This is a genomic window from Gordonia ajococcus (assembly GCF_012974285.1).
Lineage (GTDB): Bacteria > Actinomycetota > Actinomycetes > Mycobacteriales > Mycobacteriaceae > Gordonia > Gordonia amicalis.
Genome location: NZ_CP052884.1, coordinates 4,594,609 through 4,620,548 on the forward strand (window position 1 = coordinate 4,594,609; position 25,940 = coordinate 4,620,548).

The window sequence follows — 25,940 nt, forward strand, 5'->3', positions numbered from 1 at the left end:
GAGACTCCGATGAACCAACGCGCACATCCGCATTCGACGAGTCTCACCCAGCCACCGCCACATCTGTACGGGCGGTGGCGCCGCGATCCGATCCTCACCGTCGGGACCGCGTTCATGCGGGCGTGGTGGCCGGCCTGGCGGCCGCTGTCCCCGCTGAGGCCGGCGCCGGTCAACGACGGGATCACCCACGTCCGCATCGTGGACCGCGAGGTCGTCGCACATGACGAGAACGTCATCGCGCTGACCCTCACGGCCGCGGACGGCGGGGTGCTGCCGTCGTGGCACGCGGGTGCCCACATCGACGTGCTGCTCCCGTCCGGCCGCATGCGCGAGTACTCGTTGTGCGGCGACACCGCGGACCGTGAGCACTACCGCATCGCGGTGCGGCGCATCCCGGACGGCGGTGGCGGTTCCATCGAGGTCCACGACGCTTTGGAGATCGGCGACGTGATGTCGATCAAGGGACCGCGCAACGCTTTCCCCCTGGCGGTACCCGGCCACGGATCGCCCGCTCGCCGGATTCGCTTCATCGCCGCCGGGATCGGCATCACGCCGATCCTGCCGATGCTGACGGTGGCGGAGCGCTTCGGGCTGGACTGGTCGATGATCTACACCGGTCGCTCGGCCGACTCGATCCCCTTCCTCGACGATGTGGCGAGGTTCGGCGACCGCATCACCATCCGCACCGACGATCGGCACGGACTGCCGACGATGTCGGAACTGGTCGGTCCGGTCCCGGATTCGGACGCCGACCTCGCGGTGTACTGCTGCGGACCGGTTCCGATGCTGGAGAACCTCCGCCGCCACCTGGCCGACCGCGCGGACATCGAACTGCACTACGAACGTTTCAGTCCGCCACCGGTGGAGGACGGCACACCGTTCACGGTGACGCTGGCGTCCACGGGGGAACGGATTCCGGTGGCCGCCGACGAGTCGGCGCTCGCCGCGCTCCGGCGAGTGATGCCGTCGGTGCCTTACTCGTGTCAGCAGGGCTTCTGTGGCACATGCAAGGTCAGGACGTTGTCCGGCGACATCGACCACCGTGACAACATCCTGACCGAGCCCGAGCGGGAGGCCGGGACCATGCTGACCTGCGTGTCACGCAGTGCCGGCGGGAACCTCACGCTCGATCTGTGAGGTGGCCACTTCTCCCTGCGGACGCACCCCCGCTCCCTGAGGAGCATCCGGAGCTTGCGGAGGATGCGTCTCGAAGGGCCCTTCCTGCGAATCCGGCACCGCGTGCCGTCCGGCGACCGTGCCGCGCAGCAGGAACGCCGCTGTCACACCGGCTGCGGCCGTGATCGCCACCGCCGCCCACACCGCGTTGTGCAGACCGTCCATGAACACCTGCTGGACCGCGACCCGGACCGTCTCGCTCATCGCGGCGGGCACCCGGCCGGCGACCTCGACCCCGGCCATCACCGACTGTTCCGCGGTTGCGACCACCTCTCGAGGCAATCCGCTGTCCGACAGCCGATCCCCGATGCCCGCGACGTAGGCCGAGGTCAGGATCGAGCCGAGCACCGCAACCCCGAGGGTGCCGCCGATCTCGCGGGTGGTGTCGTTGACGGCGCTGCCGGCACCGGCCTGTTCCGGCCGCAGCGCATCCATGATGAGCTGCGTACACGGGCCCGAGATGAAGGCCAGGCCGGCAGCCATCAGCGACATCGACCAGACGATGAGCTCCCAGTAACCCGAAGCGCGCGAGGAGATCTCGACGAGCGCGAAGCCGCCGGACATCAGGAATGCACCCGCCACGGCGACGAAGCGTGCACCGAACCGGTGGGACAGGGCCATCGCCACCGGCGACAGCACCGCCATCACGATGGCGAACGGCAGGGTTCGCACACCGGCGGCCAGCGGACCGTATCCCTTGACCGCCTGAAAGAACTGGGTGATCAGGAAGATGAACCCGAACAGTGCGAAGAACGCCACGCTGATCATCCCGGCCGCGGTGGCGAAGTGCCGGTTGGCGAACAGTCGCACATCGAGGATGGGATGGGCGATGCGTAGCTGCGTCACCACGAACACGGACAGGATCGACAGGGCCGCAACGATTCCGAGGACGGCTCGGACCTCACCCCAACCGACGTGCGGCGCCTCGATCAGCGTGTAGGTGAGAAGCCCCAGACCGGCAACCGACAAGCCCACACCGATGGCGTCGAATCGCGGCACCGCCAACGGTCGGGTACCGGGGACGACCGCGAGGATCACCGCCAGCGCGGCCAGCCCGAATGGGACGTTGACCCAGAAGACCGAGGTCCACGAGAAGTGCTCGAGCAACCAGCCACCCAAGACGGGACCGATGGCGACGGCCACACCGGAGACGGCCGCCCAGATACCGACGGCCGTCGCCCGCTCCCTGGCGTCGACGAAGATCGTCGTGATGATCGCCAGCGTCGCCGGGAACACCAGTGCGGCAAAGAGTCCCAGGCCGCCGCGCGACGCGATGAGCTGGCCCAGGTTCTGCGACGACGCCGCCAGGATCGAGACCGCCATGAAGCCGACGACGCCGGCGAGGAGCATCCGCCGGTGGCCGAACCGGTCACCCAGATAGCCACCGGTCAAGAGCAGGCCGGCGAACACGAGCGTGTAAGCGTCGACGATCCATTGCAGGCAGGAGATCCCGGCGTCGAGGTCGCGGGCCAGCGTCGGCAGAGCGACGTTGACGATCGTGTTGTCGATCATGACCAGCAGTTCGGCAAAGCTGAGGGCGCCGAGCGCCCACCAGCGTGAGCCCATACGTCCTGTACGCATCGGCATTCTCCTGTTCCGTGAGCTGATGAAGTTCAGACGGAGTAGAACCTCGTCCTACAGTTATAGAATAATGTTCTATTCAAGAAGAACACCGTGCTAGTAGATTGTCAATATGCCCACCGCAAAGCCGCGCACCCGAACCTCCGCCGCCGACGTCCGGTCGGCACTGCTGCGCGCAGGTCGTGCGATCCTTGAGCGCGACGGCGAAGCCGGGCTCACCGTACGGGCGGCCGCGGCTGAGGCGAAGGTCGCGCCGATGGGCGTCTACAACCACTTCGACGGCCGCGATGGACTATTGGATGCGCTGGTCACCGATGGTTTCGTCGAATTCGCACGAGCAGTGGGAGCCACCGACGACGACCCGGTCGCCCGCTTGCGGAACTCCGGTCGCGGCTACCGCGAGTTCGCCGTGTCGAACCCCGTCCTCTACGGCCTGATGTTCTCCACGCGCTGCACGCCGGATCTCGAGGTGGCGGCGCATGCATTCGACGTACTCGTCGACGTCATCCGGTACGGACAGGTGGCCGGCGTCGTGATGGCCGGCGATCCCGCCGATCTCGCCATGCAGGCCTGGTCAGCGGTTCACGGTGCAGTCAGCCTGGAACTCGCCGGCACGCACCCGCCACAGGTCGACGGCGCGGCGAACTACGAGAGGGTCCTGGCGTTCGTCGCGCGAGGCCTGGCGCCGAGCCCCGCCGACTGATCACGGCAGGACGATCGGCGGCAGTCCGGGAATCGGATTCGGGATCGTCACGCCGCGCTGCGGACGCGGTGCGCGGGATCGTGGTCGCGGTGCCGGCCCCTGCTCGTTGGTCACCACCGGCGGTGGCGGTGGCGTGTAGCCCTGCGCGGGCTGACGCGCCTCGGCGAAGATGGCCGGGTCGGCGTACTCCTGGCCGGTCGGCGCCGTGGTCGTGGGCGCCGTAGTTGTGGGCGTGGTGGGAGCAGCAACGGGCGCCTGCGAGGAGTCATCGTTCCCCGTGGCCAGTGCGACCGCGACCGCGGTGATGGCGAGCGCGCATACCAGCGCCAGGCCTGCCAGGACCGTGCGTCGCGAACGGGACGGCACCGGAGCAGGTCGGCCGTAGGGCGAATGCTGTTCCCGCGCAGGGAACGTGCGATGGGTTGGGATCATCGGGGCGGTGCCGACGACCTGCGGACCCGGGTCAATCAGGCGTGCCTCGTCCTCGAAGGCCGGCGGCATGTTCACGTGCTCTCGAACCGGCGCGGGGTCTTGCGCGGGTGGAGTTCCGAAGGCAGAGGTCGCTGTGGCACCGAATGCCGTTGCGGGCGCAGGATCTACCGGACGTGAAGGCTGCTCACTGGATATGCGGTCAGCATCGACGACCGGGAAATCGCCTGAGCGACCAGGACTCCCGATCGGCGGCTCGGTTACCTCGTCGGCCACAAGGTTCAGCGCCGTGTCGACGACTGGTTCTGCGTCGAGTTCGACGATGGCACCGACACCATCTTCGACCTCGGCTGCGACCTCTGGCTCGTTGTCGGGGTCGGCACCGGCACGCGCAGCCTGTGACTCGTCGGCGTTCTCGGCCTCCACCGCGTCCGCATACGGCTGCGTCTCGTCTCGATCGCCGTCCACGGCTTCCGGCTCGGTCGATATGTTGTCGGTGCTCTGGCTGGTGTGCGCGGCAGCGCTGTTGTCTGTATCGACGCTGTCGTCTGCGGCGGCGCTGTTGTCTGCATCGGCGCTGTGGTCTGCATCGGCGGCGGTCGCGGTTCCGTCGGTGTCGGGGTCGGCGGACGTCGCTGCCTCGGCGTCGGGGGTGCCGCTAGCCGCATCCGGTATGTGCGCTTCCCGCGGGCCGCTGAGCGGTACAGCCGGCACCGTGGCCGTCAGCGGACTGGGCGCAGCGTCGACGACCGGTACCTGTACGGCTTTGGCGATCCCGTCGCGCAGGCCGGGCCACACGCTCAGACCGTCGGTGATGACGACTGCAGGGGCCTGCGCACCGGCCACTGCTGCGCGTGCCAGTTCCTCACCGCGTGCGATCAGCGCGCCGCCCGCCTCCTCGACATCCCGGCGTGCCAGGCGGAACAGCCGAATGTGTCGGCGTCCCATCAGGAATGTGCCGTCGGAATCCTGCAGGCGTTCGCGTCCGCGGGCGATGAGATCGAACAGTTCGTCATGCCATTCCGGCGATGTCGGTGACTCGACGCGCCCGATCCTGATCAGGTGGTCGGCGATGGCGCGGTCGAGCGCACCGACAGACAGGGCCACGTCGGAATAGGTGTCGGCGACCGTGCCCCGGGAGGTGTCGAACCGCCCGACGGATACGCAACCGTTCCCGTCGAGACCCAGCAGCACCACCTCAGGGGCGTCGAGCCCGCGCTGACGGAGTGTGGCCCGCACGTCGTCGAGCACGGCGGGATGAACCGAGACCTCTGCAGACGCAGAGGCCGGCCCCATGGCCGCATCGAACACCGTGTCGGTCATCTGATCAATTCCTGCACTTGTGTGCACCTCGCCCTACACGCCCCCACGGCGCGAAGGTCCCCCCGTCAATCGCGGGGTTAACCTAACACGTCCACTCGGGGAACCGCTTTCGACGAAGCCCCGTTCACCTGCGTGAACGAACTTGTTGTCCCAATTTTTCGCGCCGGCACCGGACCGCCCAGCGCCCGGTAGTCCCACCCGGCGTCCCGCCAGGCCTGTGGGTCGAGGCAACGACGGGTGTCGACAATTCGCTTGTGGCGGACCACGGGCGCGAGCTCGTCGGGTGACATGTGGACGAACTCCGCCCATTCGGTGGCGATGACGACGACATCGGCGCGATCGCAGGCCTCGCGCGCCGACGCCGCGTAGCCCAGTGTCGGCTGCACCCGGCGCGAATTGCCCATTGCCTGCGGGTCGAAGACGGTGACCGACGCCCCGTCCAGCGCGAGACGGCCCGCAACGGCGAGCGCGGGAGAGTCGCGGACGTCGTCGCTCTCGGGTTTGAAGGCGGAACCGAGTACGGCGACATTGCGGCCCAACGCTTCTCCGCCGAGCGCCTCGGCGACGAGTTCGGCGGCGGCGCTGCGCCGACGCATGTTGATGGCGTCGACCTCGCGCAGGAATCCTACCGCGCGAGGGGCGCCCATCTCGTCGGCGCGGGCGGTCAGCGCTCGGATGTCCTTGGGTAGGCAGCCGCCGCCGAAGCCCAGTCCCGCGTTGAGGAATCGCCGGCCGATCCGGGGATCGTGGCCCATGGCGTCGGCGAGCGTACCGACGTCGGCACCGGCGATCTCGCACAGTTCACTCATCGCGTTGATGAACGAGATCTTGGTGGCGAGAAAGGCATTGGCGGATACTTTGACGAGTTCAGCAGTGGCCCAGTCGGTCTCGATCAACGGCACACCAGTTTCGAGTACTTCGCGATAGATGTCTCGGACCACCTCGCCGGCCAGCGACACCGCCGGTGCGGCCTGCGGGTCGTCGACGAGTCTTCCGGCACCGAGGACCAGCCGGTCGGGCGACAGGGTGTCTTCGACGGCGAAACCCTCCCTCAGGAACTCGGGGCTCCACGACAGCTCGACGTCGGCGCCCGGCGCCGAGAGTCGCGAGATCCGTTGCGACAGTTCCTCACACGTGCCGACCGGGACGGTGGACTTGCCGATCAGGACGTGCTGGCCGCGAAGTGTGGGAACGAGTGTGTCGACGGCCGCGTGGACGTGGGACAGGTCGGCGCGGTGTCCACGCGCTTCCTGCGGGGTGCCGACGCCGATGAAGTGGACCGAGGCGTGGTCGGCGGCGATCGAGTGGTCGGTGGTGAATCGCAGCCGCCCTGCGTCGAGGTTGCGGCGGAGGATGTCTGACAGTCCGGGCTCGAAGAACGGGACGTCGCCGGATTGCAGGCGTTCGACCTTCTGCGGATCGATGTCGATGCCCACGACGTCGTGCCCGAGTTCGGCCATGCACGCCGCGTGCGTGGCGCCGAGGTATCCGCATCCGATCACCGTGAGCTTCATGATCGCAACGTTTACCCAGGTGGTTGAGCCTTGAACCAACCGTGGCGTTGCGTGTGGTGATCGGCCGGATGAACAGTCAGTCGGTCTTGTGGAAGTTCAGGTACGCCTTCGACGGGGTCGGCCCGCGTTGTCCCTGGTACTTCGATCCCACGGCCTCACTGCCGTAGGGGTGTTCGGCCGGGCTGCTGAGGCGGATGAGGCACAGCTGGCCGATCTTCATGCCGGGCCACAGTGTGATCGGCAGGTTGGCCACGTTGGAGAGTTCGAGGGTGATGTGGCCCGAGAACCCGGGGTCGATGAAGCCGGCGGTCGAGTGGGTCAGGAGGCCGAGCCGCCCGAGCGAGGACTTTCCTTCGAGGCGTCCGGCGAGGTCGTCGGGCAGGCTGCACACCTCGAGGGTGGAGCCCAGCACGAACTCACCCGGGTGCAGCACGAAGGGCTCACCCTCGGTCGGTTCGACGAGGGTGGTCAGTTCGTCTTGGCGTTGGGCCGGGTCGATGTGGGTGTACCGGGTGTTGTTGAACACGCGGAACAGACTGTCGAGCCGGACGTCGACGCTGGAGGGCTGGACGAGCGCAGGATCGAATGGATCGATGGCGAGGCGCCCGTCAGCGATCTCGGAGCGGATGTCGCGGTCGGAGAGCAGCACGGTGTCGAGGTTATCGAATGGTCAGGGTGGATCTGCGCCGGTGTCCGTCGGCCCAGACGCCTCGTCCTGCCCGTGACCACTCGACCGGCGTCGACGGGCATCGGCTCGCATCCGGTTGAGGACCTCGTCGGTGCGGTTGGCGTGATTGACCTTCGGGGTCTGATCCGGGTGCGACGTCGGCGGGTGCCAGACGACGCGACCTGCGTCGACCCCATCGGTGGCGATCGTGGTGGCCCACTGGTCGTCGCCGGGGCCGACCGCACGGTTGTGCGGTCCGCATGCGGTGGTCATGTTGTCGATGTCGGTGGGGCCGTCGTCGGCTGTCCATTCGGCCACGTGGTGCAGTTCGGAGTCGAAGGACGACCGCGTGCAGCGTGGACACGTGCAGCCGCCATCGCGACCCACCGCGGCGATCCGCTGCGCCCGGGATGCCAGGCGCTTGGCCCGTCCGAGGTAGAGGACCTCACTGGTGTGGTCGCGGAATACCTCGAGGTACTGCTGCGACTCGGCGGCGAGTTCGACGACATCCTTGATCGGGAGTAGCGCCCCCGTCGCGGTGCGCGCGGGAGCCCCGGCCCGGTTGCGGAGCGCCGATTCGGTGATCGTGACGATGACGTGCGGCGGCAGTCCGTGATGGGAACGACCGAGCGCGCCGTCGTCGAGTGCGTACCGGAGCAACGCCGAGAAGGCGTCGTGGTTGCGTTTCGCGGTCGACCGGTTGTCGCGTTCGGCAGCGGCCGCGAGGGCATCGGGATCAGCACTGCCGGGGTCTCCGACGGGTGACTCCGGGTCGTCGGGGTTGTTCATGCCCGGCGCTGCCCACACCGCCAGTACGACGTCGAGCATCGCCCGGGTCTTGGGGTCGAGGTCGGCGGTGAGCTTGGACATCAGCTGTGCGTCCTGAGGGCCGAGGCGCATGCCGCGCATTCGGGCACGGTCGCGGTCGTCGGTCAGGGTTCCGTCGGGATCGAGGTGGGCGAGAATCCGCCCGCCGAGTTCGCGCAGCGAGGACGGGTCGTAGTCGCGGGCGTAATGCGCAAGCGTCGCCTCGGCGGCTTCACGGTCCGCCGGGTCTGCGGCGGCCGGGACCTTCTTCATCACCTCGACGATGACGTCGACGTTCCGCCCCGAGATCTCGCCTTGGGCAACACCTTTGGCGGTCTCCGGGAATCGCGGCTCGAGTGCCTCGCCCTGCATGTCGGGGAACTTGCCGATCGCCCACACGCGGTTGAGTAGCCGGGTGGCCTCTCCGCTGCGGTTGAGCACGCTGGTGACGAAGTTGGTGACGGTCTGGCTGCCGGCTTTCCGGTATGCGGAGCGTTCGTCGATGTCGATGATGTGGGCGGCGAACGACGTGAGCATGCGACGCTCGGCGCGTTCGTGCTCCATCGCGACCTTGAGCAGGTCTGTGTCGGAACAGTCCGTGGACGCCGTCTCGCTGATCTCGTCCAGCAGCGCGTGTAGACGCTCGTACTGGTCGAGAAGAAGTGGCTGTGATGCAGATGGCTCGCCTAAAGCCATGATTTAACCCCCGTCATCATGGCTTTACTCGAAACTATGTTCGATAGTACGGGCGTCCGCGCCGGTGCGCAACCCCGGCTCGGAAAGAATCTTCGCGCCGCTCGCGAAGACCCCGACGCCGGTTTGCTAGGCTTTCGGACGCGAGCCCAGCGCTCGCACGCCGATGTAGTTCAATGGCAGAACATCAGCTTCCCAAGCTGAATACGCGGGTTCGATTCCCGTCATCGGCTCCACCAGCACCGCCTTGGAGCGATGTTTCGCAAGTCTCGGCCGACACCTCAGAGTCGATCACACCGAGCTCCGCGTTGATCCAGTGGTGTTCGGTGTCGTCGGGTTCGCCTCGGCGTGAACGACTCTCAGCACCGGAACCGCCCCTAAGCACAACCTCCAAGACCTGTTCGAATCCTTTGGGCGTCACGTCCACTTCCACTGCCGTCTTCGCCGAGAGCCCGCGCGATCCAGCGCATCGCGGCGAGCTTCACCGCTGCGGGGGTATCGTCGTCGGTGGCGATACCGACGTTCAAGACCGGTACGTCGCCGAAGGCCCAGCACAAACCTGCCGGTAGTGGGCGGGGTTAGCCAGGTGCCCTTGCGAGGGGCGCAGGCGACGCCTCTCTTGCCGGGCGGGAGGCCATCGGGCCATGCACGACACTCCCACGACCGCTCGCACGCGCACCTACACTGAGCTTCGATGAACCGGCCGCACGAGCACCACCACCACGGTGAATCCTGCGTGGCCAGGGTTCCGCTGTTCTCCCGGCTGAGCCACGACCAGCAGGACGAGGTGGCATCGCTGGCACGACCTGTACGCGTGGGCCGCGGCGAGACTTTCGTGTGGGCGGGCCGGGACACCGCCAAGCTGTTCGTGGTGCACGAGGGCCTGGTCAAAGTCGGGCGCACCGCCGAAGACGGGCGTGAGGTCACGCTGCGCCTGCTGGGGCCCGGCGACGTCGAAGGGGAGGTCGGCTTTCTCACCGGTGCCCGGCCGGAGAACGACTACATGGCCCTCGAGAGCTCCACGATGTGCGTGTTCGACCACAGCATGCTGACCGAGCTCGTGCACCGTTACCCGGACATAGGGGTGGCGATGCTCCACTCGCTGGCGACGCGACTACAGGAGACCGAGCGGCGGCTCGCCGCCCGCACCCTCGTCGACGTCAGCGCCCGCATCGCGTCCTACCTCCTTGACCTGCCGGCGACGCGGAGCCTCGACGGAGCGCTGACCGTTCGGCTGCCCGTGTCCAAGAAAGACGTGGCCACCTATCTCGGCACCATCCCCGAGACGCTCAGCCGACGGCTCGCGGCGCTCGAGCGCGAGGGACTGATCGATGTGCGTGGTGCCGAGGTCGACCTGCTGGATCTCGAGGGCCTCGAGCGGCGGTCCGGCGGCTCTTGACCTAGGTCATGGAGCCAGGACGGACACCGGTCTAGTTTGGTGATTGCACCTGGTAGGCAACCAAGGAAAGGAGCCCGCCATGAGCATCAGCACCGCGGTCCACCGGCTTCTCGCGCTGTTCGCACGCGATGCCTCCGCCCACTGCGACACCGAGAACGGCCCAGCCGCCACCGACGGCCGCCGGGCGCTCGAGAGCGGGAACGTCAACATCGCGCTCAAGTGGGTCCAGCCCAGCGACGAGAACGAGATCCGGGCCGCTTTCGACAAGGTCCTGCGTGTCCGTGCCGCCGGCGGGGAGGCCCGCGAGGTGGCCGACCGGTGGTTCCTCGAGACCCTGGTCAGGGTTCACCGGGCGGGCGAGGGCGCCGGCTTCACCGGTCTCAAGCCCGCCGGCGAAGGCGTCACCGCGCAGGTCGCGGCAGCCGACGAGGCGCTGGACCTCGGCAGCATCGAGCCGCTGCGCGGACTCGTCGCCGACGACCGCTGGGACGAGCTCGAGCGCCGGTTCGATCGGGCCATGGCGCTCAAGGGCTTCGACACCGACGACCTGGACGCCGCTCGCGAGTACATGGACGCCTACGTCCGGTACTTCAAGTACGCCGAGGGTCACGAGCACGAGCACGGGCACGCGCACGCCGGGCACCACTGATGTGCCGGCTCACCAGGGTTCGGTCACACTCGATGGCGCCGACCCTGTCGGACGGGCGCTTCGCACTCACCAGGTCGCTCCGGCGATCGACCCCGATTCACCGGGGAGACCTGGTCGTGGTGGACCATGCCGAGACGGGCGGGCGGATCGTCAAGCGCGTGATCGGCCTACCGGGGGAGACCGTGGAGATCGACGGCGGCGCGGTTCGGATCGACGGCGTGCCGCTCGACGAGCCGTACGCCTCGCCCTCTTACTATCGCGGCATTTTTCACGTCCCCGCCGGGCACTACCTCCTGCTGGGCGACAACCGCGATGCTTCCGACGACAGCCGCACGTGGGAGCAGCCCTACGTCGAGCGGGCGGTGCTGACCGACCGACTGGTCGTAGTCCGCAATCCATTCGTCTCCAGGTCCCGCTGAGTCGATCGCGCTCCTCAACCCTCGCCCTTCGACGGTCCGGCGGGTGGCCGTAGGAGGGGCAGCGTCGGAGATGCCTTTATGCCGCGCGAGGCGTCGCCACGAGCCGTGCCTGCTGCACGTCCGCCAGGATGTTGATCCGCCGCTGCAGATAACGCGAGCTCAGAGTTGATACGGTCGTACCAGACGGAATGGTGAGCGTGCCCAGCACAGACGCCGGATGGTGGCTCACGTGACAGGCCACTGGGCTCGATGACATTCCACCACCTACTCCGCACGAAACCCGCGCACCGGGAATGCTCGGACCGCGACCACTGTTGCGCCCAGAGTCAACGACATCGTCGAAGAAGAGGTGCAGCAGTGAACATCGGGATCATCGGAGCGGGATTCATCGGCGGAACACTCACTCGTCGGCTCACCGAACTGGGACATGAGGTACGTGTTTCGAATTCTCGCTCACCCGAGACCCTTTCGGAACTGGCTGCCGAGACCGGCGCCACGGCGGTGTGGGCCGCCGAAGCCGCACACGACGCCGACCTCGTGATCGTGTCCATCCCGCAGAAGAACACCCCTCACCTGGCCGCCGGCATCGTCGACGCACGCAAATCGGGCGCACCGGTCATCGAGACCAACAACTACTACCCGCAGCAGCGCGACGGGAAGATCGAGGCGATCGAGAACGGCACCCCCGAGAGCGTGTGGGTGTCCGAGCAGATCGGTGCGCCCGTCTACAAGGTCTTCAACGGGATCTACTGGAAGCACCTGCTCACGAAGGGGCGCCCGGCCGGCGCCGAGGGCCGGATCGCACTGCCGATCGCCGGAGATCACCCGGGCGGAAAGAAGATCGTCTTCGGCATCGTCGACGAACTCGGCTTCGACCCGGTCGACGCCGGATCGCTCGCCGAGTCGTGGCGTCAGCAGCCGGGAACACCCGTGTACGGCAAGGACTTCGGCGTCGACGACACCATCACCGCACTGGCTGAGGCCTCGCCCGAGCGCACCGGGGAGTGGCGCGCCGCCTGACGTGCCGTCGGTCACCGCCGCTTCGGACGCACCCCGGGCTTCTTCCGTGCGCTCTTCCCCGGGATCTTCCCCGCGGACTCCCGCGCGGCACGCTTCGCGGCGGCCTTCTCCCTGGCCGATCGTTTCGGCGCCGGTTCGGATTGCCCCCGCGACGAAGTCGCCTTGCGACCGCGGACGATTCCGATGAATTCGTCGGCCAACTCGGTGGTCGGATCGGGCCACAACAGGCCGACGGTGCCGGTCGGCGCGTCGGACACCGGACGGTAGACGAGATCCTTGCGGTGATGTAGTCGCGCCAGGGACTGAGGCACGAGAAGGACACCGATACCGGCGGCCACGAGTTCGATTGCATCCCCGGTGGTTTCCGGACGGTGGTCGATCGCGGTGCCGGGACGACCTCGATACGCGGCGTCCTCGCTCCGCTCGGTCGGCGCTACTCGGCCAGCAGAACCACCCGCGTCCTCGCTCCGCTCGGTCGGCGCTACTCGGCCAGCAGAACCACCCGCGTCCTCGCTCCGCTCGGTCGGCGCTACTCGGCCAGCAGAACCACCCGCATCCTCGCTCCGCTCGGTCGGCGCTACTCGGCCAGCAGGGTCGACGAATCCCGACACCGGTTCGTCGAGTGGCCACAGGAACTGCTCGTCGGCGAGGTCGGCCAGCGTCAACTCGTCACCTGCAGTGAGCACATGATCCTTAGGAACCACGACGACGGTGGTCTCCTCATACAGCTCGATGGTGTGATGCGGTCCGGCCTCGCCGTGACGCAGCGCGTCGGGCAGGCGCGTGATCGCCATCTGCACACTTCCCTGTCCGATGGCGTCCGCGCACTCGGCAACCTCGAGGGCGACCAGCTCCAGCGGGGCGTCGGGTCGCCGCTCCTCCCAGATACGGACCCACTTGCCGGGGGTCACGCCGGGGACGTACGCCAATCGAAAGGCCGGAGACCCGGAAACGCCTGCCCGGTCGGGTGTGGTCACGACCAAAGGCTACCGCCCGATACCCTGGGGCAATGAGCTCGCAGTCGATGAAGCCGGCCACCGCCGCCAAGAAGCTGGACGTCTACCTGCCGGCGACCCCTGCCGAGTTCCGCGACGGTTCCATCACCCGCGCTGAACTCGCCGCCCTGCAGGCCGACCCACCGGAGTGGCTGAAGACCCTCCGCGCGGAGGGACCGCACCCGAAGAACCTGGTCGCGGCCAAGCTCGGCGTCTCCAACTCCGCTCTGGTCCGCAACGGGATCACCGAGGCGCTGACCACCGCGCAGATCAACGAGCTGCTGGCCGAGATGCCCGAGTGGCTGGTCGCCGAGCGCGCCACCCAGGTCGAGGTCCGGCGTGAGGAACGACGCGTCAAGTCGCTCCACGAGGACCAGCGCCGGGACCGCGAGGAAGCCGAGAACCCCGAGGACTGACCAGGCGGATCCCCTCCGGCTACCGCACCGGCCGCCGCCCCGGCACGACGAGTCCGCATTCATACGCCACCACCACCAGCTGTGCGCGGTCCCGCGCACCGAACTTCGTCATCGCCCTGTTCACATGGGTTTTCGCGGTCAGCACACTGATCTGCAGGTGCTCGGTGATCTCGGCGTTGCCGAACCCCTCGGCCATGTGGACGACCAACAACTGGAAAGAGGTTCCGCTCCAGACCAATCCGGGCGGACTCCACATCGTCGCCCTGGTGGGTGCCGCGGCCCCGGTCCCGTTGCGCTGACCTCGATACGCGGCGTCCTCGCCGCGCTGGGTCGTCGCTACTCGGCCGACAGGGGCATGACCCTGCACCCAGTCATGGGGCGCGGGTCATCCCGACAACCGCTCGTCGAGCATCGTCGTGAGGTCGTTCGCCAGCGCTCGCGAGTCCGCGGTCACCAGCACTCCGTCGCGGACCACCCAGCGGCCGCCGACCATCACGTCGCGGGGTCGTCTGCCGGGCCCCGCCCAGAGAAGACCGTCGAGCGCGTCCGGGACGCCGGCGTCAAACACATCGGAGCAGTCCCACACGCACAGATCCGCAGCCGCGCCGGGACGTAGGTGTCCGAGCTCGGGGCGGCCGAGGCCCGTGGCGGACCCCTCGGTCGCCATCGCGAGACAGTCGCGGGCCGACACCGGGTCGCCGATCAGTCCGGAGACCTGCATCGCCAGTCGCGCATCCGCGAGGAGGTGGCCGGCATCGTTGCTCCCGCCGCCGCTGGTACCGAGCCCGATGCGTACGCCGGCGCGGCCGAGGGCGGCCACGCGGGCGACACCCCACCCCATCGGCACATCACACCCCGGCGCGTGGGTGGCGTGGGCACCCGACCGCGCCACCAGATCCAGTTCGTCATCGGTGATCTCGCACAGGTGCGCGACGGTGACATCGGCGGCCAGCCAACCCCAGTCGTCCAGTAGTTCCAGAGGGCGCCGGCCGTACCTCTCGGCGGCGATCTCGACGTCGATCTGTTCGTTGGCCTGAGTTCGACGACGCAGTCCGAGACGTGCTGCAACTTCGGACAGTGCCGCGAAGGTCTCCGGCCCGTCGGCATGGACGCCCGACGGACCGACGGCGAGCTGGGTGAGGCCGTCGGGTGACACACCGTCGGTCGCCCCGTGCAGGTGTGCGTCATGGATGTCGACGACCGACTGTGCGGCCGACTCCGGGTCGTCTCGGGCGGTGCCGCGCACGAAGACCAGCCGTGCGCCGACGCGGCGGGCGGCGCCGATGGTCGCGCCCGCCATCGCGACCGGGTCCTGGTCGCGGGGCCACGTGAGGTGGTGGTCGGCGACCGTGGTCACCCCGCACAACAGGGATTCGGCGACACCGACTCCAGCCGCGGTGGCGGTGAGCTCGGGGTCCACCGCGGCCTCGGTGTAGCGCCGCGCCATCCCCGCGAGCCAGTCCCGCATCGGCCGGAATCGACCGTACGGACGTGAGCGAAAGGCACTCTGCAGCAGGTGATGATGGGCATTCACCAATCCGGGTGTGATCACGCACCCCAAGGTGTCGACGACCTCGGCATCCGATGGCGCCGGACCCGACGCGATGACCGCGCCGTCGACGACGATCGGGCCACGCGTCACGGTACTACCGTCCACCAGCACCGCTTCCGCCCCGGTGAGGACGGTCGGCCTCACAGCTTGAGCACCAGACGCCCGCTGGTACAACGTGATACGCAGATCATCATCGACTCGTTCTCGGAGCGTTCCTCCGGCGAGAGCACCGCGTCCCGATGGTCGACCTCACCGCTCACCACCCCGGTCTCGCAGGTGCCGCACATCCCCTCGCGACACGACGAGGGCGCCACCACCCCGGAGCCGTCGAGGGCTTCGAGGATCGTGCGGTCCTCCGGAACCGTCAGCGTCACACCGGACATCGCCAGCGACAGCTCGAACTCCCGGTTGGGAACACTCTCCGCGACCGCCGCCGTGAACCGCTCGGTGAACGAGTCCACCGCCGGTTGCGGTGCACACGCGTCGGCGATCGCGTCGAGCATCGCCGCCGGACCGCAGCCGTACACCGCGGTTCCCCGGGCCGACCCGGTGAGCGCATCGCTCAGAGTCAGCCGGCCCGACACCCGCGACTCATGCACGGTGACGTGGTCAGGATGAGCCGAGACGAGGTCGTCGGCGTACGCCATCTCCGCCCGCGTTCGCCCGATGTACAGCAGTCGCCACGGCCGGCCGGCCGTACGAGCCTCGTCGACCAGCGCGAGTATGGGGGTGATCCCGATCCCACCCGCGACGAACACGTACTCGAGAGCACGGGTGAGCGCGAAATGGTTCCGCGGCAGACTGATCCACGTCTCATCACCCACCGCGAGATCGTCGTGCACCGACACCGAACCGCCGCGGCCGTCGGCCCGGCGTTCGACCACGACCCGGTAGACCCCGGGATCGGCGGGACACAACGAGTACTGGCGCACCACTCCCGAGGGCGCGACGAGGTCGACGTGGGAACCCGCCGACCAGGCGGGGAGCGGGTCACCGGACGCGGCGGTCAGGACGAACTCCTCGACACGCTCGGCGACCGGCCTGCGCGCGGCGACGCGCACACGTAAGGGTTGCGCACGACCAGGAGAAGACAGTGCAACCCCGGAGGAAGACAGGGACATCGGTGGACTCCTCGATTCGGCGAGGCCCGTCCGGCTCCCAGCCACAGGAACCACACCCTCACCGACAGCCGCGACGATCGCTACGACGACGCCTGCACCACGATCAGATGCGCGACATCAGGGCCGACCAGTCGCCACCGATGAGGAATGCCGCCAGCGTAGTAAAGGCTGTCGCCGGTCCGCAATTCGACGATGCGGCCGTCGGACAGATCCACCTCGATCTCACCGGACACCACATGTAGCCACTCATCCTGCTCGTGCCGGTAGAAGTCGCCGAATTCCCTTGCACCCAAAGCATGTTCCTGGGGATAGAACGCCGCGTCACCGTTCACCAGCAGCCGGGCATGCCCGGCGTCGTCCCCCGTCTGCGGGAGCACGGCACCCTGATCGGCGCGCACGATCTGCGCGCCCGGGGGTGCGTCGGCCGGGGCGTTCCCGGCCCGTCCCGGGTCCGCGGCGAGCATGAGACTCACCTGCGTCGTCCCCAGCGCACGGGCGATGCGCTCCAGCGTCGTCATACTCGGCCGCGCGTACCCGCGTTCCAGCTGCGACAGGAAGGAATGCGAGATGCCAGCCTGCGCAGCTAGATTCGCAAGGGTCGTATCCTGCTGTTTGCGTCGCCGGCGGATCTCGGCACCCAGCGACGCCTGCGCCGCATCCGGCTCCTCCAGTGCCATTCGATGCACCTTTCACACTCCGGCGTTGGTTACACATCCGCAGCCGTGGTTAACAGCGAGGCAACAACACGTTCCTATATTCAGGGGTGTTGACGTGGTCAACAAATATCACGAAACCGCTCCCGCCGATCCCAGCCCCGGCGGAACCACCGAGACCGGCGCACCGAGGCGCCGAGATCGATCTCTGCCGCACAGCCCACGAGCGCAACGTCGCACTCACGTCCAGAACCACCGGCCGCCAACGGAGTTCACTCATGCAGGACACGCCGCACGGACCCGTGCACGGCATCACCGCGTCGTTGACCGACGGCACGCTCGCCGATGTCGAGCTGCTGTCCGGTCCCGACGGAGTGGTGCGCGTGGCGAGGATCGCGCCCGTCTCCGACCGGAACCCACGCGATCACACCGCCCGGGCCGACCCGCAGTGGCTCGATCTGCGCGACTTCGTCCTCACCGCGTCCGCCGCCGAACCGCACGCGCACCTGGACAAGGCCTTTTCGTGGACAGAGCTGAATCCGCCGCTCGGCGACCTCGATACGGCGATCACGGTCTGGCGAGCGGGAAGCGTCCGTCTCGACGAGGAGTCCTTCCGCCGGCGGGCGACGCGGGCGATCACCACCCTGCTTCGCAACGGGATCACTGCCGTCCGAACACATGTCGACGTGCCGCCCGGCCCAGACCCGCTCCGGGCCACCCGGGCGCTGGTCGGCGTCCGGGAGGCCATGCGCGACCTGGTCACGATTCAGATCGTCGCGCTGGCGAATCCGCTCACCCCGACCGAGGTCGTCGTCGAAGCACTCGACGCCGGCGCGGACCTGGTGGGCGGAGCACCGCACATCGCCGACGACCCGCGCGCCGAGGTGGCCCGGCTGGTCGGCCTCGCCGAATCCCGCGGAGTCGGCATCGACCTGCACACCGACGAGTTCCTCGACGGCGACCACCACACCATCGACCACTTCGCCGACCGCGTCGCCGACTGGCCCGCGGATCGTCTCCGAACCGCCGGACACTGCTGCCGTCTCGACACCATGCCTCTCGACGAACTGGAACGGGTCGCCGACGCCCTCGCCCGTGCATCGGTGTCGGTGGTCGCGTTGCCGATCACGAACCTCTATCTCCAAGGACGGCACGGCCCGTCGAAAGGACGGCGCGGTATCACCGCGATCGACGTGCTCCGCGATCGCGGTGTCCTCGTCACCGCCGGGGCCGACAACATCCGCGATCCGTTCAACCCGGTGGGACGCGCGGACCCGCTGGAGACCGCGTCGCTCCTGGTCACCGCCGGTCACCAGAGTCCCTACACGGCAATGTCACTGGTCACCGACGCTGCCCGTACCGCGCTCGGCCTCCCCGCCGGCGGACCCGTCGTCGGGGCACGTGCAGATTTCCTCGCGGTCCGGGGCACCGACGTACTCGACACCATCGCGACCGCCCCCGCGGACCGGGTGGTCCTCGTCAACGGTTCGATCGTGGCCCGCACCGAGACCACCACCTGGACCGCAGTCCCGGCCGAGTCCCGCGCCGGCGCCCCTGATCACGCCACACCGGCTCCCTAGGTCCTGGAGACGTCATGACCCCATCAGCGCCGACCCCCTCAGCGCCGACCCCGTCGGCCACACCCCTCGAACTCGGTCATCCGCTCGTCGGTTTCGAGCACGCCGAACTGACCTATCCAGACGGAACCCACGCTCTGCGGGACGTGAACCTGACCGTCCGGGAAGGCGAGTTCGTCAGCGTCGTCGGCCCCTCGGGATGCGGTAAGTCGACCCTGCTGCGACTGTCCTCCGGCCTGGAGACGATCACCGACGGGTACATGCAGTGCGGTGCGGACCGCATCGGTTACGTGTTCCAGGACGCCACACTCCTCCCCTGGCGGTCGGTCGCCGACAACGTCGCCCTGCTCGGCGAACTCGACGGTGTGCCGAAAGCGGAGCGGCGTCAGAGGATTGCCGCTGCGCTGGAGACAGTGGGCCTCAACGGTTTCGAGGATCATCTGCCGCACATGCTCTCCGGCGGCATGCGCATGCGTGTATCGCTCGCCCGGTCGCTCACCCTCGACCCCGACCTGTTCCTCTTCGACGAGCCGTTCGCCGCGCTCGACGAGCTGACCCGCGAACGGCTCGGGGTCGAGCTCACCGAGCTGTTCGCCGTCAAACGCTTTGCGGGCCTGTTCATCACCCACTCCGTGGCCGAAGCAGCATTCCTGTCCACGCGGGTGCTCGTGATGTCCGGGCGTCCCGGCACGATCGTCGACGAGATCGAGATCCCGTTCGACTTCCCACGCTCTCCGGACCTGCGTTTCGAGCCCGAGTTCGCCGCGATCGCCGGTCGGATCTCCCGCTCGCTGAGGGAGGCACACTCATGACGGTCCCCACGGGCACCACGCCCGCCGCCGACACCACGGCGGTCGTCGACACCGGCTCGACCACGGAGCTCGCCGTCGCAGCCGCACGCAAGCGTCGACCACGTTCCCGATCGTTCGTCTCGATCGCGGCGCCACTCGTCGTGCTGGGCATCGTGATCGGTCTCTGGTACCTCGTCACCTACGCGATCCTCGACGAGGGCAGGCGTTTCCTCATGCCGGCTCCGCACCGCGTGGTCACCGACGGCTTGTTCGGCACTGCCGCGCCGTCGATGTGGGAAGCCCTCGGCCGGACGACGACGGTGGCCCTGACCGGTCTGGCCATCGCCGCCGTCATCGGCATCGTGTGGGCGGTGGTGATGTCCCAGTCGCGCATGATGGAGACCGCGTTGTTCCCCTATGCGGTGGTGTTGCAGTGCATACCGATCCTGGCGCTGGTTCCCCTCGTCGGCTTCTGGTTCGGGTTCGGTTTCAGCGCACGGGTTTTCGTGTGTGTGCTCATCGCACTGTTCCCGATCGTGTCCAACACCCTCTTCGGTCTGCGGTCGGTGGATCGGCAGATGCGCGACCTGTTCGCACTGCATCACCCGAGCCGGCTCACCGTGCTGCGCAAACTCGAGTTCCCCGCGGCGATGCCCGCCATCTTCGCCGGACTGCGCATCTCCGCGGGCCTGTCCGTGGTGGGTGCGATCGTCGGCGACTTCTTCTTCAAACAGGGGAACCCCGGCATCGGCATCCTCATCGACAACTACCGGTCACGACTGCAATCCGAAGAGCTGTTCGCCTCCATCGTGCTCGCGTCGTTGCTCGGGGTCGTCGTCTTCTGGCTCTTCGGCCGGCTCGGCAACCGGATCGTCGGCCGCTGGTACCAGCGCTGACACGCCGGCCCGGCCCCCGCTCTCCCGCTCGTCCCGCTCGTACCTGTCCGTTCCCGACCGTAATCGGCTCTACCGAAAAGGAATCATGAACACACACGTCTGGCGTCGCCTGTCCAAGGCCACCGGGGTGATGGCCGTCGCCGCGGCCGTCGCCTTCACCGCGGCCTGCGGTTCCGACGACACCGCCGAGTCCTCCGGCTACACCGGTCCGATCGGTCCGGTCGACCTCAGCGCGAACTGCCCGGACAAGGTCGTCATCCAGACGGACTGGAACCCCGAGGCCGAACACGGCCACCTGTATCAGCTGCTCGGACCGGACCCGGTGATCAACGCCGGCAACAAGCGGGTGACGGGACCACTGTTCGACCGCGGCCAGTACACCGGCGTCGACGTCGAGATCCGCGCCGGCGGACCGGCGATCGGCTTCCAGTCGGTCACCTCGCAGATGTACTCCGACCCCGAGATCCTGCTGGGCTACGTCGACACCGACCAGGCGATCCAGAACTCCGAGTCGAACCCGACGGTGGCCGTCATGGCTCCGCTGGACATCAGCCCGCAGATGATCATGTGGGACCCGGCCACCTACCCGCAGGTGAAGGGCATCGGCGACCTCAAGCCGGTCGATGCGCGCGTGCTCTACTTCGAGGGCGCCACCTACATGGACTATCTGACCGGTTCCGGCGTCCTGTCACCGGATCAGGTCGACGGCAGCTACGACGGCACACCCGCGAACTTCGTCGCGGCCGGCGGCAAGACGGCCCAGCAGGGCTACGCCAGCTCCGAGCCCCAGCTCTACGAGGAGGAGGTGGAGGGCTGGAAGAAGCCGGTCTCCTACCAGCTCGTCCACGACGTGGGCTTCCCCACGTACAAGTCCGCGATGGCCGTCCGCGCCGGCGCTCTTGAGGAGAACACCGCCTGCCTCGAGCAGCTCGTCCCCGTCCTCCAGCGCGGCGTGGTCGACTACCTCGCGTCGCCCGAGACCGCCAACAAGGTCGTCCTCGACGCCGTCGAGCAGTACGACACCGGGTGGGTCTACACCCAGCGCAACGCCGACTACGCACTGGAGACCATGGCGCAGCTGAAGCTCATCGGCAACGGCCCGAACGGCACGGTCGGCGACTTCGACACCGCACGCGTGCAGCGGGTGATCGACGTGACCACCCCGATCTTCGACAAGCAGGGCACCCCCGTCGTCGAGGGCATCACCCCGGACACGGTCTCGACCAACCGGTTCATCGACACCTCCGTGGGGTTGCCGTCGTGACCTCCCCGGTGATCGCGGTCGGCACCGACGACGGACGACCCGACTTCGGTCCGGGCGACGTCGACGCGCTGGCCGACGATCTCCTGGCACTTCTCGGACCGCGCGGGATCAGCACGCTACCCCGCGCGCTGGAACGCGCAGGCCGGGACGGGTCGGGGATGAGCCCGATCCTGTCCGCGCAGGATCTCGGGACCCCCGACCTCGTGTGCTACCCGCGCACGGCGGAGGTGGTGCCCGCGATCGTCCGCGCGGCGGTCGCCCGGGGCGTTCCGGTCACCACCCGCGGGAAGGGCACCGGCAACTACGGGCAGGTGATCCCCCGGTTCGGCGGTCTCGTCCTGGACATGACCTCGCTCAACGGGATTCACGAGATCACCGATCAGACGATCACGGCCCAGGCAGGCGCGCGGATGATCAACCTGGAGCAGACCGCCTGGGGTTCCGGAAGTCAGCTGTGGATGTACCCGTCGACGGTGCAGTCCACGCTCGGCGGCTTCCTCGGCGGCGGGTCGGCCGGCACCGGCACGATCGTGCACGGTCGCAATCACGAGGGTTTCGTGACGGCGCTCGACGTCGTCTACGGCACCGAGGACGCCGAACTGGTGCACCTGGAAGGTGATGACGCACAGCCTTTCGTCCACACCTACGGGGTGGCGGGTGTCATCGTGAACGCCTCGGTGCGCGTCGAACCACTCCAGGAATGGCGCTGTGTGTACGCCAGTTTCGGGTCGACCCGGGAGGCCTTCGACGCCGCCCACCGGCTCTCGTCGATCGAGCCGAGACCGCGACTGCTGTCGGCGGACGGTCCCACCGTCGTCGAGGCGCTGCCCGCCGACCCCGCCTTCGTGCGGGGTCGCGCGAATGTCCGCGGAATCATCGACGCGAGAGCACTCGAGGAGTCCACCGATCTCATCGCCGGCGCCGGCGGCCGGGTCGAGGCGGTCCGCGAGGGCATCGCCGAGACGATCAAGCTGTCCACGCTGTCCTACAACCATCCGACCTGGTGGCTGCAGAAAGCGCAGCCGGACAGGTGGTTTCACATGGAGGTCCGCGGCGACGCACTGGTCACCCGCCTCGAGGAGGTGGAGAAGGTCTACGAGGGCGGGATGCTCCACCTAGAGGTCGGTCACGGGATGATGTTCGGGATGCTCAACGGGATCTACTGCAACGCACAGCAGGTCATCGACGGGGTCGCCGCCCTCGAGGAACTCGGGGTCGGCGTCCACTCACCTCACCAGTGGTACGTCGATCTCGACGCCGAACGCGTGCAGGCGCTCGCGGCCCGGACCGACCCGAAAGGCCTTCTGAATCCCGGGAGGTGGATGTGACCGCAGCGTTCGGGTCCCGCCGCTACGCCGAACTCACCACCGCCGAGATCGACTCCGCACTCTCCCGGGACTCGATCCTCGTCCTGCCGACCGGGGCGATCGAACCGCACGGCCCGCATCTCCCGCTGGCGACCGACCTCATCGTCGCCGAGGCCGTGTCGGCCGCCGTCGTCGGACGCGGAGCCGCAGCCGGACATGACGTCTGGCTGCTCCCCGCACTCGGTTACACCAAGTCCGACGAGCATGCCGCACTCCCCGGCACGATGTGGCTGCGACCGTCCACTCTGTTCGAGACCATCGTGGACATCGGGTCGTCGATGGCCGCGACCCCCGCACGACGGCTGCTGTTCCTCAATGCGCACGGCGGCAATTCGGCGCTGATCGAGGTGGCGGCACGTGAACTGCGTCGACGCTTCGGCCTGCAGACGTTCTTCACCTCCGGCCCCGGTCGGGCCGGCCCCACCGAACGAGGACTGGGGATCCATGCCGGGTGGGCCGAGACGTCGATGATGCTGCATCTGCGACCGGATCTCGTCCAGATGGACAAAGCCGTCGCCGCGGTGGCCGACGCGGTGGCCGATTCGAACCACGTCGGCTTCACCAAAGCCGTCAAGTTCGGTTGGCTGTCGACCGATTTCGCCGAGTCCGGGGTCATCGGCGACCCCACCGGGGCAGACGCCGCCATCGGGGCGGAACTCTTCGAGGAGCGCGTCATCGCCCTCGTGGATGCGCTCGCCGACATCGCGACCTTCGACCCCGGACGGGTGCGGCGATGATCACCAGCGGGGTGGAGTTCGGAAGCGATTGTCCGCCCGAGGAATACCGCACCATCGATCCCATGGTGTTGCTCCGACGCTGGCTACCGCCCGCCGACGCCGCCCCCGCACTCATGGCGCTCTCGACTCTCGGGCGCGACGGGTATCCGCGCGTGCGCCACGTGCTGCTCAGTGACGCCGACGACGCCGCGGTGTACTTCCACACCGACAGCCGGTCGTCGAAGGTGGCCGAGCTGGCCGAACTGCCACGGGCCGGGATCGCGGTGGCGTGGCCGCAGCGGGGACGCCAGGTGGTCGCGCACGGCATCGTGCGACGGCCGGCGGAAGACTCTCTCCGCGAGACCTTCTCGCGCCGCACCCGCTACCTGCAGCTGCTCGCCTGGTGCAACGATCACGAGATGTCGGCACTCCCCACCCACGGTCGGCATCGACGATGGGCGGAGTTCGACGCCACCCATCCGACACTGAGCCCGCCGGACACGTGGACGGGTTTCGCCATCGACATCCGCGAGATCGCCTTCTGGCGCGGCGATCCGGACGGCCCCTCGCAACGGGTCCGCTTCACCCGCACCGACCATTCCTGGACATCGGAGGTTCTTCCCGGATGACGGCCACGACCTTTCACAATGCGCTGATCCTGCCGGTCGCGGGAGACAAGCCCTGGTTCCGCGGATGGCTGACCGCGGACGCCGGCGGGCGGATCTCCGGCATCGGCGAGGGCGCCCCACCGGCGGATGCGCCGGGAGTGCGACACGACCTCGAGGGATGTTTCCTCGCACCGGGTTTCGTGTCGGGTCACAGCCACATCTACACCGGCGGCATGCGCGGTGTCGCCGCGGACAGCCCGCTCTACGAATGGGTGTCCCGCAACAGCCTGATGCTGCTCGGCGCCGACGCCGACGACCTCTACTGGATGACCCTGGCCGGCGGCCTGGACCACCTGTCGTCGGGTATCACCTCGGTGTACAACTTCACCCAGTCACGGGTGATCGCACTGTTCGACTACGAGAAGTCGGTGCTCCGCGCCGAACGGATCCACCCCGCCGAGTTCGTCAACCGCCAGGTCGACGGGTTGGCGGCGTCGGGTATCCGGTTCGTCACCAGCGTGCGACTCGACGACGAACAGCTCGCCGAGGACGAGGCCTTCCACGGATTCGACGAGGTCATGCGACATCTCGCCACCGTCGACCCGGCCCTGAACCTGGGCGGCTCGGTGTACGGCTCCGTCCAGTGGTCCTCCGCGCCGGTGACCGCCGAACGCGAACGCGCCCTGATGGATCGGTACGGCATCACCAACCAGGCCCACTTCGTCGAGACCGCGGAGCAGATCGACATCCAGCAGGCCAAATTCGACTGGTACGACGCCGCCGGTGTGCTCGGCCCCGATTTCGCGTTCGGTCACTTTGTGCATCCGACGGACCGGATGGTCGCGCGTGCGCGCGACACCGGTTCGTCCGTCGTCTGGCAACCGATGTCCAACGGTCGGCTCGGCTCCGGCATCGCCGACATCCCGCGCCTCCTCTCCGACGCCGTCACGGTCGGCATGGGTGTCGACGACCAGTCCTGCACGGACGTGTCGGATCCGTTCGAGAACATGCGCACCGGGCTGTTCCTGCAGCGCGGTCTGCGCAGCGATGCCGCGGTGCTGTCCCCGGCGGACGTACTCGCCCTGCACACCATCGGATCGGCCACCGCGATCGGGGTCGCCGACCGGGTCGGCTCCCTGGAGGTCGGGAAGTACGCGGATCTGGTCGTCGTCGATCCGTACTCACCGCACACCGGGCCGATCTGGGACCCGGTTGCCACCTACGTTCTCGGATGCGGACTCCGGAACCTGCGTGAGGTCTTCGTCGGCGGTCGGTCGGTATGGGCACGCGGCGTATCGGACCCGATGCGGTCCGAGGCCGATCTCGAACTCACCGAGCGGATGATCCGCTCGGCGGCCCGCTCGGGGATTCGCCCGGCCGTCTCCCCGCCTGCCGATCGCGCCCGGACTCTCGCCATCCGAAGCAGATGACCTGACCTGCACCTTCTGTCACCCCCGCACGGCGCGACACACCTCACAGCCGTTCGCTCACGGTGAGCGTCGACGCCACGGATGCGTCCGAAAAGCGCAATATGTCACAAATTTCCACTTGATACGCGTGACTAACGGAAGCGAGCAGGTCACCCTTGGTTCCGTGCCGGAACC

Annotated in this window: 25 protein-coding genes and 1 tRNA gene; 16 read left to right on the top strand and 10 right to left on the bottom strand. The window is 68.2% G+C overall.

Translation table 11 applies throughout. From position 1 onward, the window contains the following. Nucleotides 1–9 precede the first annotated feature (9 nt). Nucleotides 10–1,137 (top strand): PDR/VanB family oxidoreductase, encoded by a 1,128-nt coding sequence (locus tag GAA2_RS20750; protein ID WP_096274735.1) that lies wholly within the window; start codon nucleotides 10–12, stop codon nucleotides 1,135–1,137. Here GAA2_RS20750 and GAA2_RS20755 read toward each other — a convergent pair. Further along, a complete protein-coding gene (locus tag GAA2_RS20755; protein ID WP_191834541.1) occupies nucleotides 1,099–2,757 on the bottom strand; it encodes a DHA2 family efflux MFS transporter permease subunit in 1,659 nt (552 codons plus the stop codon). The two genes, GAA2_RS20750 and GAA2_RS20755, sit on opposite strands and share 39 nt — an antisense overlap. Nucleotides 2,758–2,869: 112 nt before the next feature. Here GAA2_RS20755 and GAA2_RS20760 point away from each other — a divergent pair, with 112 nt between their 5' ends. Next, a complete protein-coding gene (locus GAA2_RS20760) occupies nucleotides 2,870–3,460 on the top strand; it encodes a TetR/AcrR family transcriptional regulator (RefSeq protein ID WP_096274736.1) in 591 nt (196 codons plus the stop codon). Here the strand turns inward: GAA2_RS20760 and GAA2_RS20765 are convergent, their stop codons facing one another. The 4 genes from GAA2_RS20765 to GAA2_RS20780 all read right to left on the bottom strand — a co-directional run bounded on the left by GAA2_RS20765 (nucleotide 3,461) and on the right by GAA2_RS20780 (nucleotide 8,896). Further along, nucleotides 3,461–5,212, bottom strand: coding sequence for a hypothetical protein (locus GAA2_RS20765; protein ID WP_191834542.1), 1,752 nt, complete (start codon nucleotides 5,210–5,212; stop codon nucleotides 3,461–3,463). 77 nt (nucleotides 5,213–5,289) lie between these two features. Beyond that, nucleotides 5,290–6,726: a UDP-glucose dehydrogenase family protein gene (locus tag GAA2_RS20770; RefSeq protein ID WP_191834543.1), complete on the bottom strand. Its 1,437-nt coding sequence runs from the start codon at nucleotides 6,724–6,726 to the stop codon at nucleotides 5,290–5,292. A 76-nt stretch (nucleotides 6,727–6,802) separates the two neighbouring features. Further along, on the bottom strand, nucleotides 6,803–7,375 hold the full coding sequence (dcd, locus tag GAA2_RS20775; protein ID WP_191834544.1) for a dCTP deaminase: 573 nt from the start codon (nucleotides 7,373–7,375) through the stop codon (nucleotides 6,803–6,805). Between the two features lie 21 nt (nucleotides 7,376–7,396). After that, nucleotides 7,397–8,896 (bottom strand): HNH endonuclease, encoded by a 1,500-nt coding sequence (locus GAA2_RS20780; RefSeq protein WP_024497374.1) that lies wholly within the window; start codon nucleotides 8,894–8,896, stop codon nucleotides 7,397–7,399. A gap of 159 nt (nucleotides 8,897–9,055) precedes the next feature. Here GAA2_RS20780 and GAA2_RS20785 point away from each other — a divergent pair. From GAA2_RS20785 to GAA2_RS20805, 5 genes are all read left to right on the top strand, one after another. Further along, a tRNA-Gly gene (locus GAA2_RS20785) sits at nucleotides 9,056–9,129 on the top strand. Between the two features lie 458 nt (nucleotides 9,130–9,587). Beyond that, the gene (locus tag GAA2_RS20790; protein ID WP_024497375.1) at nucleotides 9,588–10,292 is read left to right on the top strand and encodes a Crp/Fnr family transcriptional regulator; all 705 of its coding nucleotides are present in this window, start codon (nucleotides 9,588–9,590) and stop codon (nucleotides 10,290–10,292) included. 79 nt (nucleotides 10,293–10,371) lie between these two features. Beyond that, complete coding sequence (locus tag GAA2_RS20795) at nucleotides 10,372–10,941, top strand: DUF6448 family protein (protein ID WP_024497376.1); 570 nt, start codon at nucleotides 10,372–10,374, stop codon at nucleotides 10,939–10,941. After that, nucleotides 10,941–11,360, top strand: coding sequence for a signal peptidase I (gene lepB / locus GAA2_RS20800; protein WP_081712367.1), 420 nt, complete (start codon nucleotides 10,941–10,943; stop codon nucleotides 11,358–11,360). Before GAA2_RS20795 ends, lepB begins: the two co-directional genes overlap by 1 nt. A 249-nt stretch (nucleotides 11,361–11,609) precedes the next feature. Next, entirely contained in the window at nucleotides 11,610–12,380 is a 771-nt protein-coding gene (locus tag GAA2_RS20805) for an NADPH-dependent F420 reductase (protein WP_159406000.1), read from the top strand. Between the two features lie 11 nt (nucleotides 12,381–12,391). Here the strand turns inward: GAA2_RS20805 and GAA2_RS20810 are convergent, their stop codons facing one another. Next, entirely contained in the window at nucleotides 12,392–13,363 is a 972-nt protein-coding gene (locus GAA2_RS20810) for a LysR substrate-binding domain-containing protein (protein WP_191834545.1), read from the bottom strand. A gap of 41 nt (nucleotides 13,364–13,404) precedes the next feature. Here GAA2_RS20810 and GAA2_RS20815 point away from each other — a divergent pair, with 41 nt between their 5' ends. Continuing rightward, on the top strand, nucleotides 13,405–13,791 hold the full coding sequence (locus tag GAA2_RS20815) for a DUF5997 family protein (protein WP_024497380.1): 387 nt from the start codon (nucleotides 13,405–13,407) through the stop codon (nucleotides 13,789–13,791). Between the two features lie 19 nt (nucleotides 13,792–13,810). On the opposite strand, the gene GAA2_RS20820 is transcribed toward GAA2_RS20815, so the two are convergent. The 4 genes from GAA2_RS20820 to GAA2_RS20835 form a co-directional block, all read right to left on the bottom strand. Further along, nucleotides 13,811–13,987, bottom strand: coding sequence for a response regulator transcription factor (locus GAA2_RS20820; RefSeq protein ID WP_375295681.1), 177 nt, complete (start codon nucleotides 13,985–13,987; stop codon nucleotides 13,811–13,813). Nucleotides 13,988–14,176: 189 nt separating this feature from the next. Beyond that, a complete protein-coding gene (locus GAA2_RS20825) occupies nucleotides 14,177–15,487 on the bottom strand; it encodes an amidohydrolase family protein (RefSeq protein ID WP_191834546.1) in 1,311 nt (436 codons plus the stop codon). Next, complete coding sequence (locus tag GAA2_RS20830; RefSeq protein ID WP_191834547.1) at nucleotides 15,484–16,464, bottom strand: PDR/VanB family oxidoreductase; 981 nt, start codon at nucleotides 16,462–16,464, stop codon at nucleotides 15,484–15,486. The genes GAA2_RS20825 and GAA2_RS20830 overlap by 4 nt, the downstream gene beginning before the upstream one ends. 80 nt (nucleotides 16,465–16,544) lie before the next feature. Then, the gene (locus GAA2_RS20835) at nucleotides 16,545–17,141 is read right to left on the bottom strand and encodes a helix-turn-helix domain-containing protein (protein ID WP_006436689.1); all 597 of its coding nucleotides are present in this window, start codon (nucleotides 17,139–17,141) and stop codon (nucleotides 16,545–16,547) included. A gap of 254 nt (nucleotides 17,142–17,395) precedes the next feature. Between GAA2_RS20835 and GAA2_RS20840 the strand changes: the two genes are divergently transcribed. The 8 genes from GAA2_RS20840 to GAA2_RS20875 all read left to right on the top strand — a co-directional run bounded on the left by GAA2_RS20840 (nucleotide 17,396) and on the right by GAA2_RS20875 (nucleotide 25,766). Next, a complete protein-coding gene (locus GAA2_RS20840) occupies nucleotides 17,396–18,697 on the top strand; it encodes an amidohydrolase family protein (protein ID WP_006436690.1) in 1,302 nt (433 codons plus the stop codon). Between the two features lie 14 nt (nucleotides 18,698–18,711). Continuing rightward, nucleotides 18,712–19,506 (top strand): ABC transporter ATP-binding protein, encoded by a 795-nt coding sequence (locus GAA2_RS20845; protein WP_006436691.1) that lies wholly within the window; start codon nucleotides 18,712–18,714, stop codon nucleotides 19,504–19,506. Then, on the top strand, nucleotides 19,503–20,381 hold the full coding sequence (locus GAA2_RS20850) for an ABC transporter permease (RefSeq protein ID WP_006436692.1): 879 nt from the start codon (nucleotides 19,503–19,505) through the stop codon (nucleotides 20,379–20,381). The genes GAA2_RS20845 and GAA2_RS20850 overlap by 4 nt, the downstream gene beginning before the upstream one ends. An 85-nt stretch (nucleotides 20,382–20,466) precedes the next feature. Continuing rightward, a complete protein-coding gene (locus tag GAA2_RS20855; protein ID WP_006436693.1) occupies nucleotides 20,467–21,645 on the top strand; it encodes a hypothetical protein in 1,179 nt (392 codons plus the stop codon). Further along, nucleotides 21,642–22,973 carry an FAD-binding oxidoreductase gene (locus tag GAA2_RS20860; protein WP_006436694.1) on the top strand — a complete coding sequence of 444 codons (1,332 nt, stop codon included), beginning with the start codon at nucleotides 21,642–21,644 and terminating at the stop codon, nucleotides 22,971–22,973. Before GAA2_RS20855 ends, GAA2_RS20860 begins: the two co-directional genes overlap by 4 nt. Continuing rightward, the gene (locus tag GAA2_RS20865; RefSeq protein WP_006436695.1) at nucleotides 22,970–23,749 is read left to right on the top strand and encodes a creatininase family protein; all 780 of its coding nucleotides are present in this window, start codon (nucleotides 22,970–22,972) and stop codon (nucleotides 23,747–23,749) included. Before GAA2_RS20860 ends, GAA2_RS20865 begins: the two co-directional genes overlap by 4 nt. After that, on the top strand, nucleotides 23,746–24,357 hold the full coding sequence (locus GAA2_RS20870; protein WP_006436696.1) for a pyridoxamine 5'-phosphate oxidase family protein: 612 nt from the start codon (nucleotides 23,746–23,748) through the stop codon (nucleotides 24,355–24,357). Before GAA2_RS20865 ends, GAA2_RS20870 begins: the two co-directional genes overlap by 4 nt. Continuing rightward, nucleotides 24,354–25,766: an amidohydrolase family protein gene (locus GAA2_RS20875; protein ID WP_191834548.1), complete on the top strand. Its 1,413-nt coding sequence runs from the start codon at nucleotides 24,354–24,356 to the stop codon at nucleotides 25,764–25,766. Before GAA2_RS20870 ends, GAA2_RS20875 begins: the two co-directional genes overlap by 4 nt. Nucleotides 25,767–25,940: the final 174 nt, after the last annotated feature.

Excerpts from the sequence above, each read along its gene's own strand:
- GAA2_RS20830 (WP_191834547.1), bottom strand. The coding sequence starts at position 16,464 with ATGTCCCTGTCTTCCTCCGGGGTTGCACTGTCTTCTCCTGGTCGTGCG.
- GAA2_RS20790 (WP_024497375.1), top strand. The coding sequence starts at position 9,588 with ATGAACCGGCCGCACGAGCACCACCACCACGGTGAATCCTGCGTGGCC.
- GAA2_RS20780 (WP_024497374.1), bottom strand. The coding sequence starts at position 8,896 with ATGGCTTTAGGCGAGCCATCTGCATCACAGCCACTTCTTCTCGACCAG.
- GAA2_RS20760 (WP_096274736.1), top strand. The coding sequence starts at position 2,870 with ATGCCCACCGCAAAGCCGCGCACCCGAACCTCCGCCGCCGACGTCCGG.
- GAA2_RS20770 (WP_191834543.1), bottom strand. The coding sequence starts at position 6,726 with ATGAAGCTCACGGTGATCGGATGCGGATACCTCGGCGCCACGCACGCG.
- GAA2_RS20875 (WP_191834548.1), top strand. The coding sequence starts at position 24,354 with ATGACGGCCACGACCTTTCACAATGCGCTGATCCTGCCGGTCGCGGGA.
- GAA2_RS20870 (WP_006436696.1), top strand. The coding sequence starts at position 23,746 with ATGATCACCAGCGGGGTGGAGTTCGGAAGCGATTGTCCGCCCGAGGAA.
- GAA2_RS20855 (WP_006436693.1), top strand. The coding sequence starts at position 20,467 with ATGAACACACACGTCTGGCGTCGCCTGTCCAAGGCCACCGGGGTGATG.
- GAA2_RS20755 (WP_191834541.1), bottom strand. The coding sequence starts at position 2,757 with ATGCGTACAGGACGTATGGGCTCACGCTGGTGGGCGCTCGGCGCCCTC.
- GAA2_RS20840 (WP_006436690.1), top strand. The coding sequence starts at position 17,396 with ATGCAGGACACGCCGCACGGACCCGTGCACGGCATCACCGCGTCGTTG.
- GAA2_RS20750 (WP_096274735.1), top strand. The coding sequence starts at position 10 with ATGAACCAACGCGCACATCCGCATTCGACGAGTCTCACCCAGCCACCG.
- GAA2_RS20815 (WP_024497380.1), top strand. The coding sequence starts at position 13,405 with ATGAAGCCGGCCACCGCCGCCAAGAAGCTGGACGTCTACCTGCCGGCG.
- GAA2_RS20835 (WP_006436689.1), bottom strand. The coding sequence starts at position 17,141 with ATGGCACTGGAGGAGCCGGATGCGGCGCAGGCGTCGCTGGGTGCCGAG.
- GAA2_RS20850 (WP_006436692.1), top strand. The coding sequence starts at position 19,503 with ATGACGGTCCCCACGGGCACCACGCCCGCCGCCGACACCACGGCGGTC.
- GAA2_RS20765 (WP_191834542.1), bottom strand. The coding sequence starts at position 5,212 with ATGACCGACACGGTGTTCGATGCGGCCATGGGGCCGGCCTCTGCGTCT.
- GAA2_RS20820 (WP_375295681.1), bottom strand. The coding sequence starts at position 13,987 with ATGGCCGAGGGGTTCGGCAACGCCGAGATCACCGAGCACCTGCAGATC.
- GAA2_RS20845 (WP_006436691.1), top strand. The coding sequence starts at position 18,712 with ATGACCCCATCAGCGCCGACCCCCTCAGCGCCGACCCCGTCGGCCACA.
- lepB (WP_081712367.1), top strand. The coding sequence starts at position 10,941 with ATGTGCCGGCTCACCAGGGTTCGGTCACACTCGATGGCGCCGACCCTG.
- GAA2_RS20805 (WP_159406000.1), top strand. The coding sequence starts at position 11,610 with ATGACATTCCACCACCTACTCCGCACGAAACCCGCGCACCGGGAATGC.
- GAA2_RS20795 (WP_024497376.1), top strand. The coding sequence starts at position 10,372 with ATGAGCATCAGCACCGCGGTCCACCGGCTTCTCGCGCTGTTCGCACGC.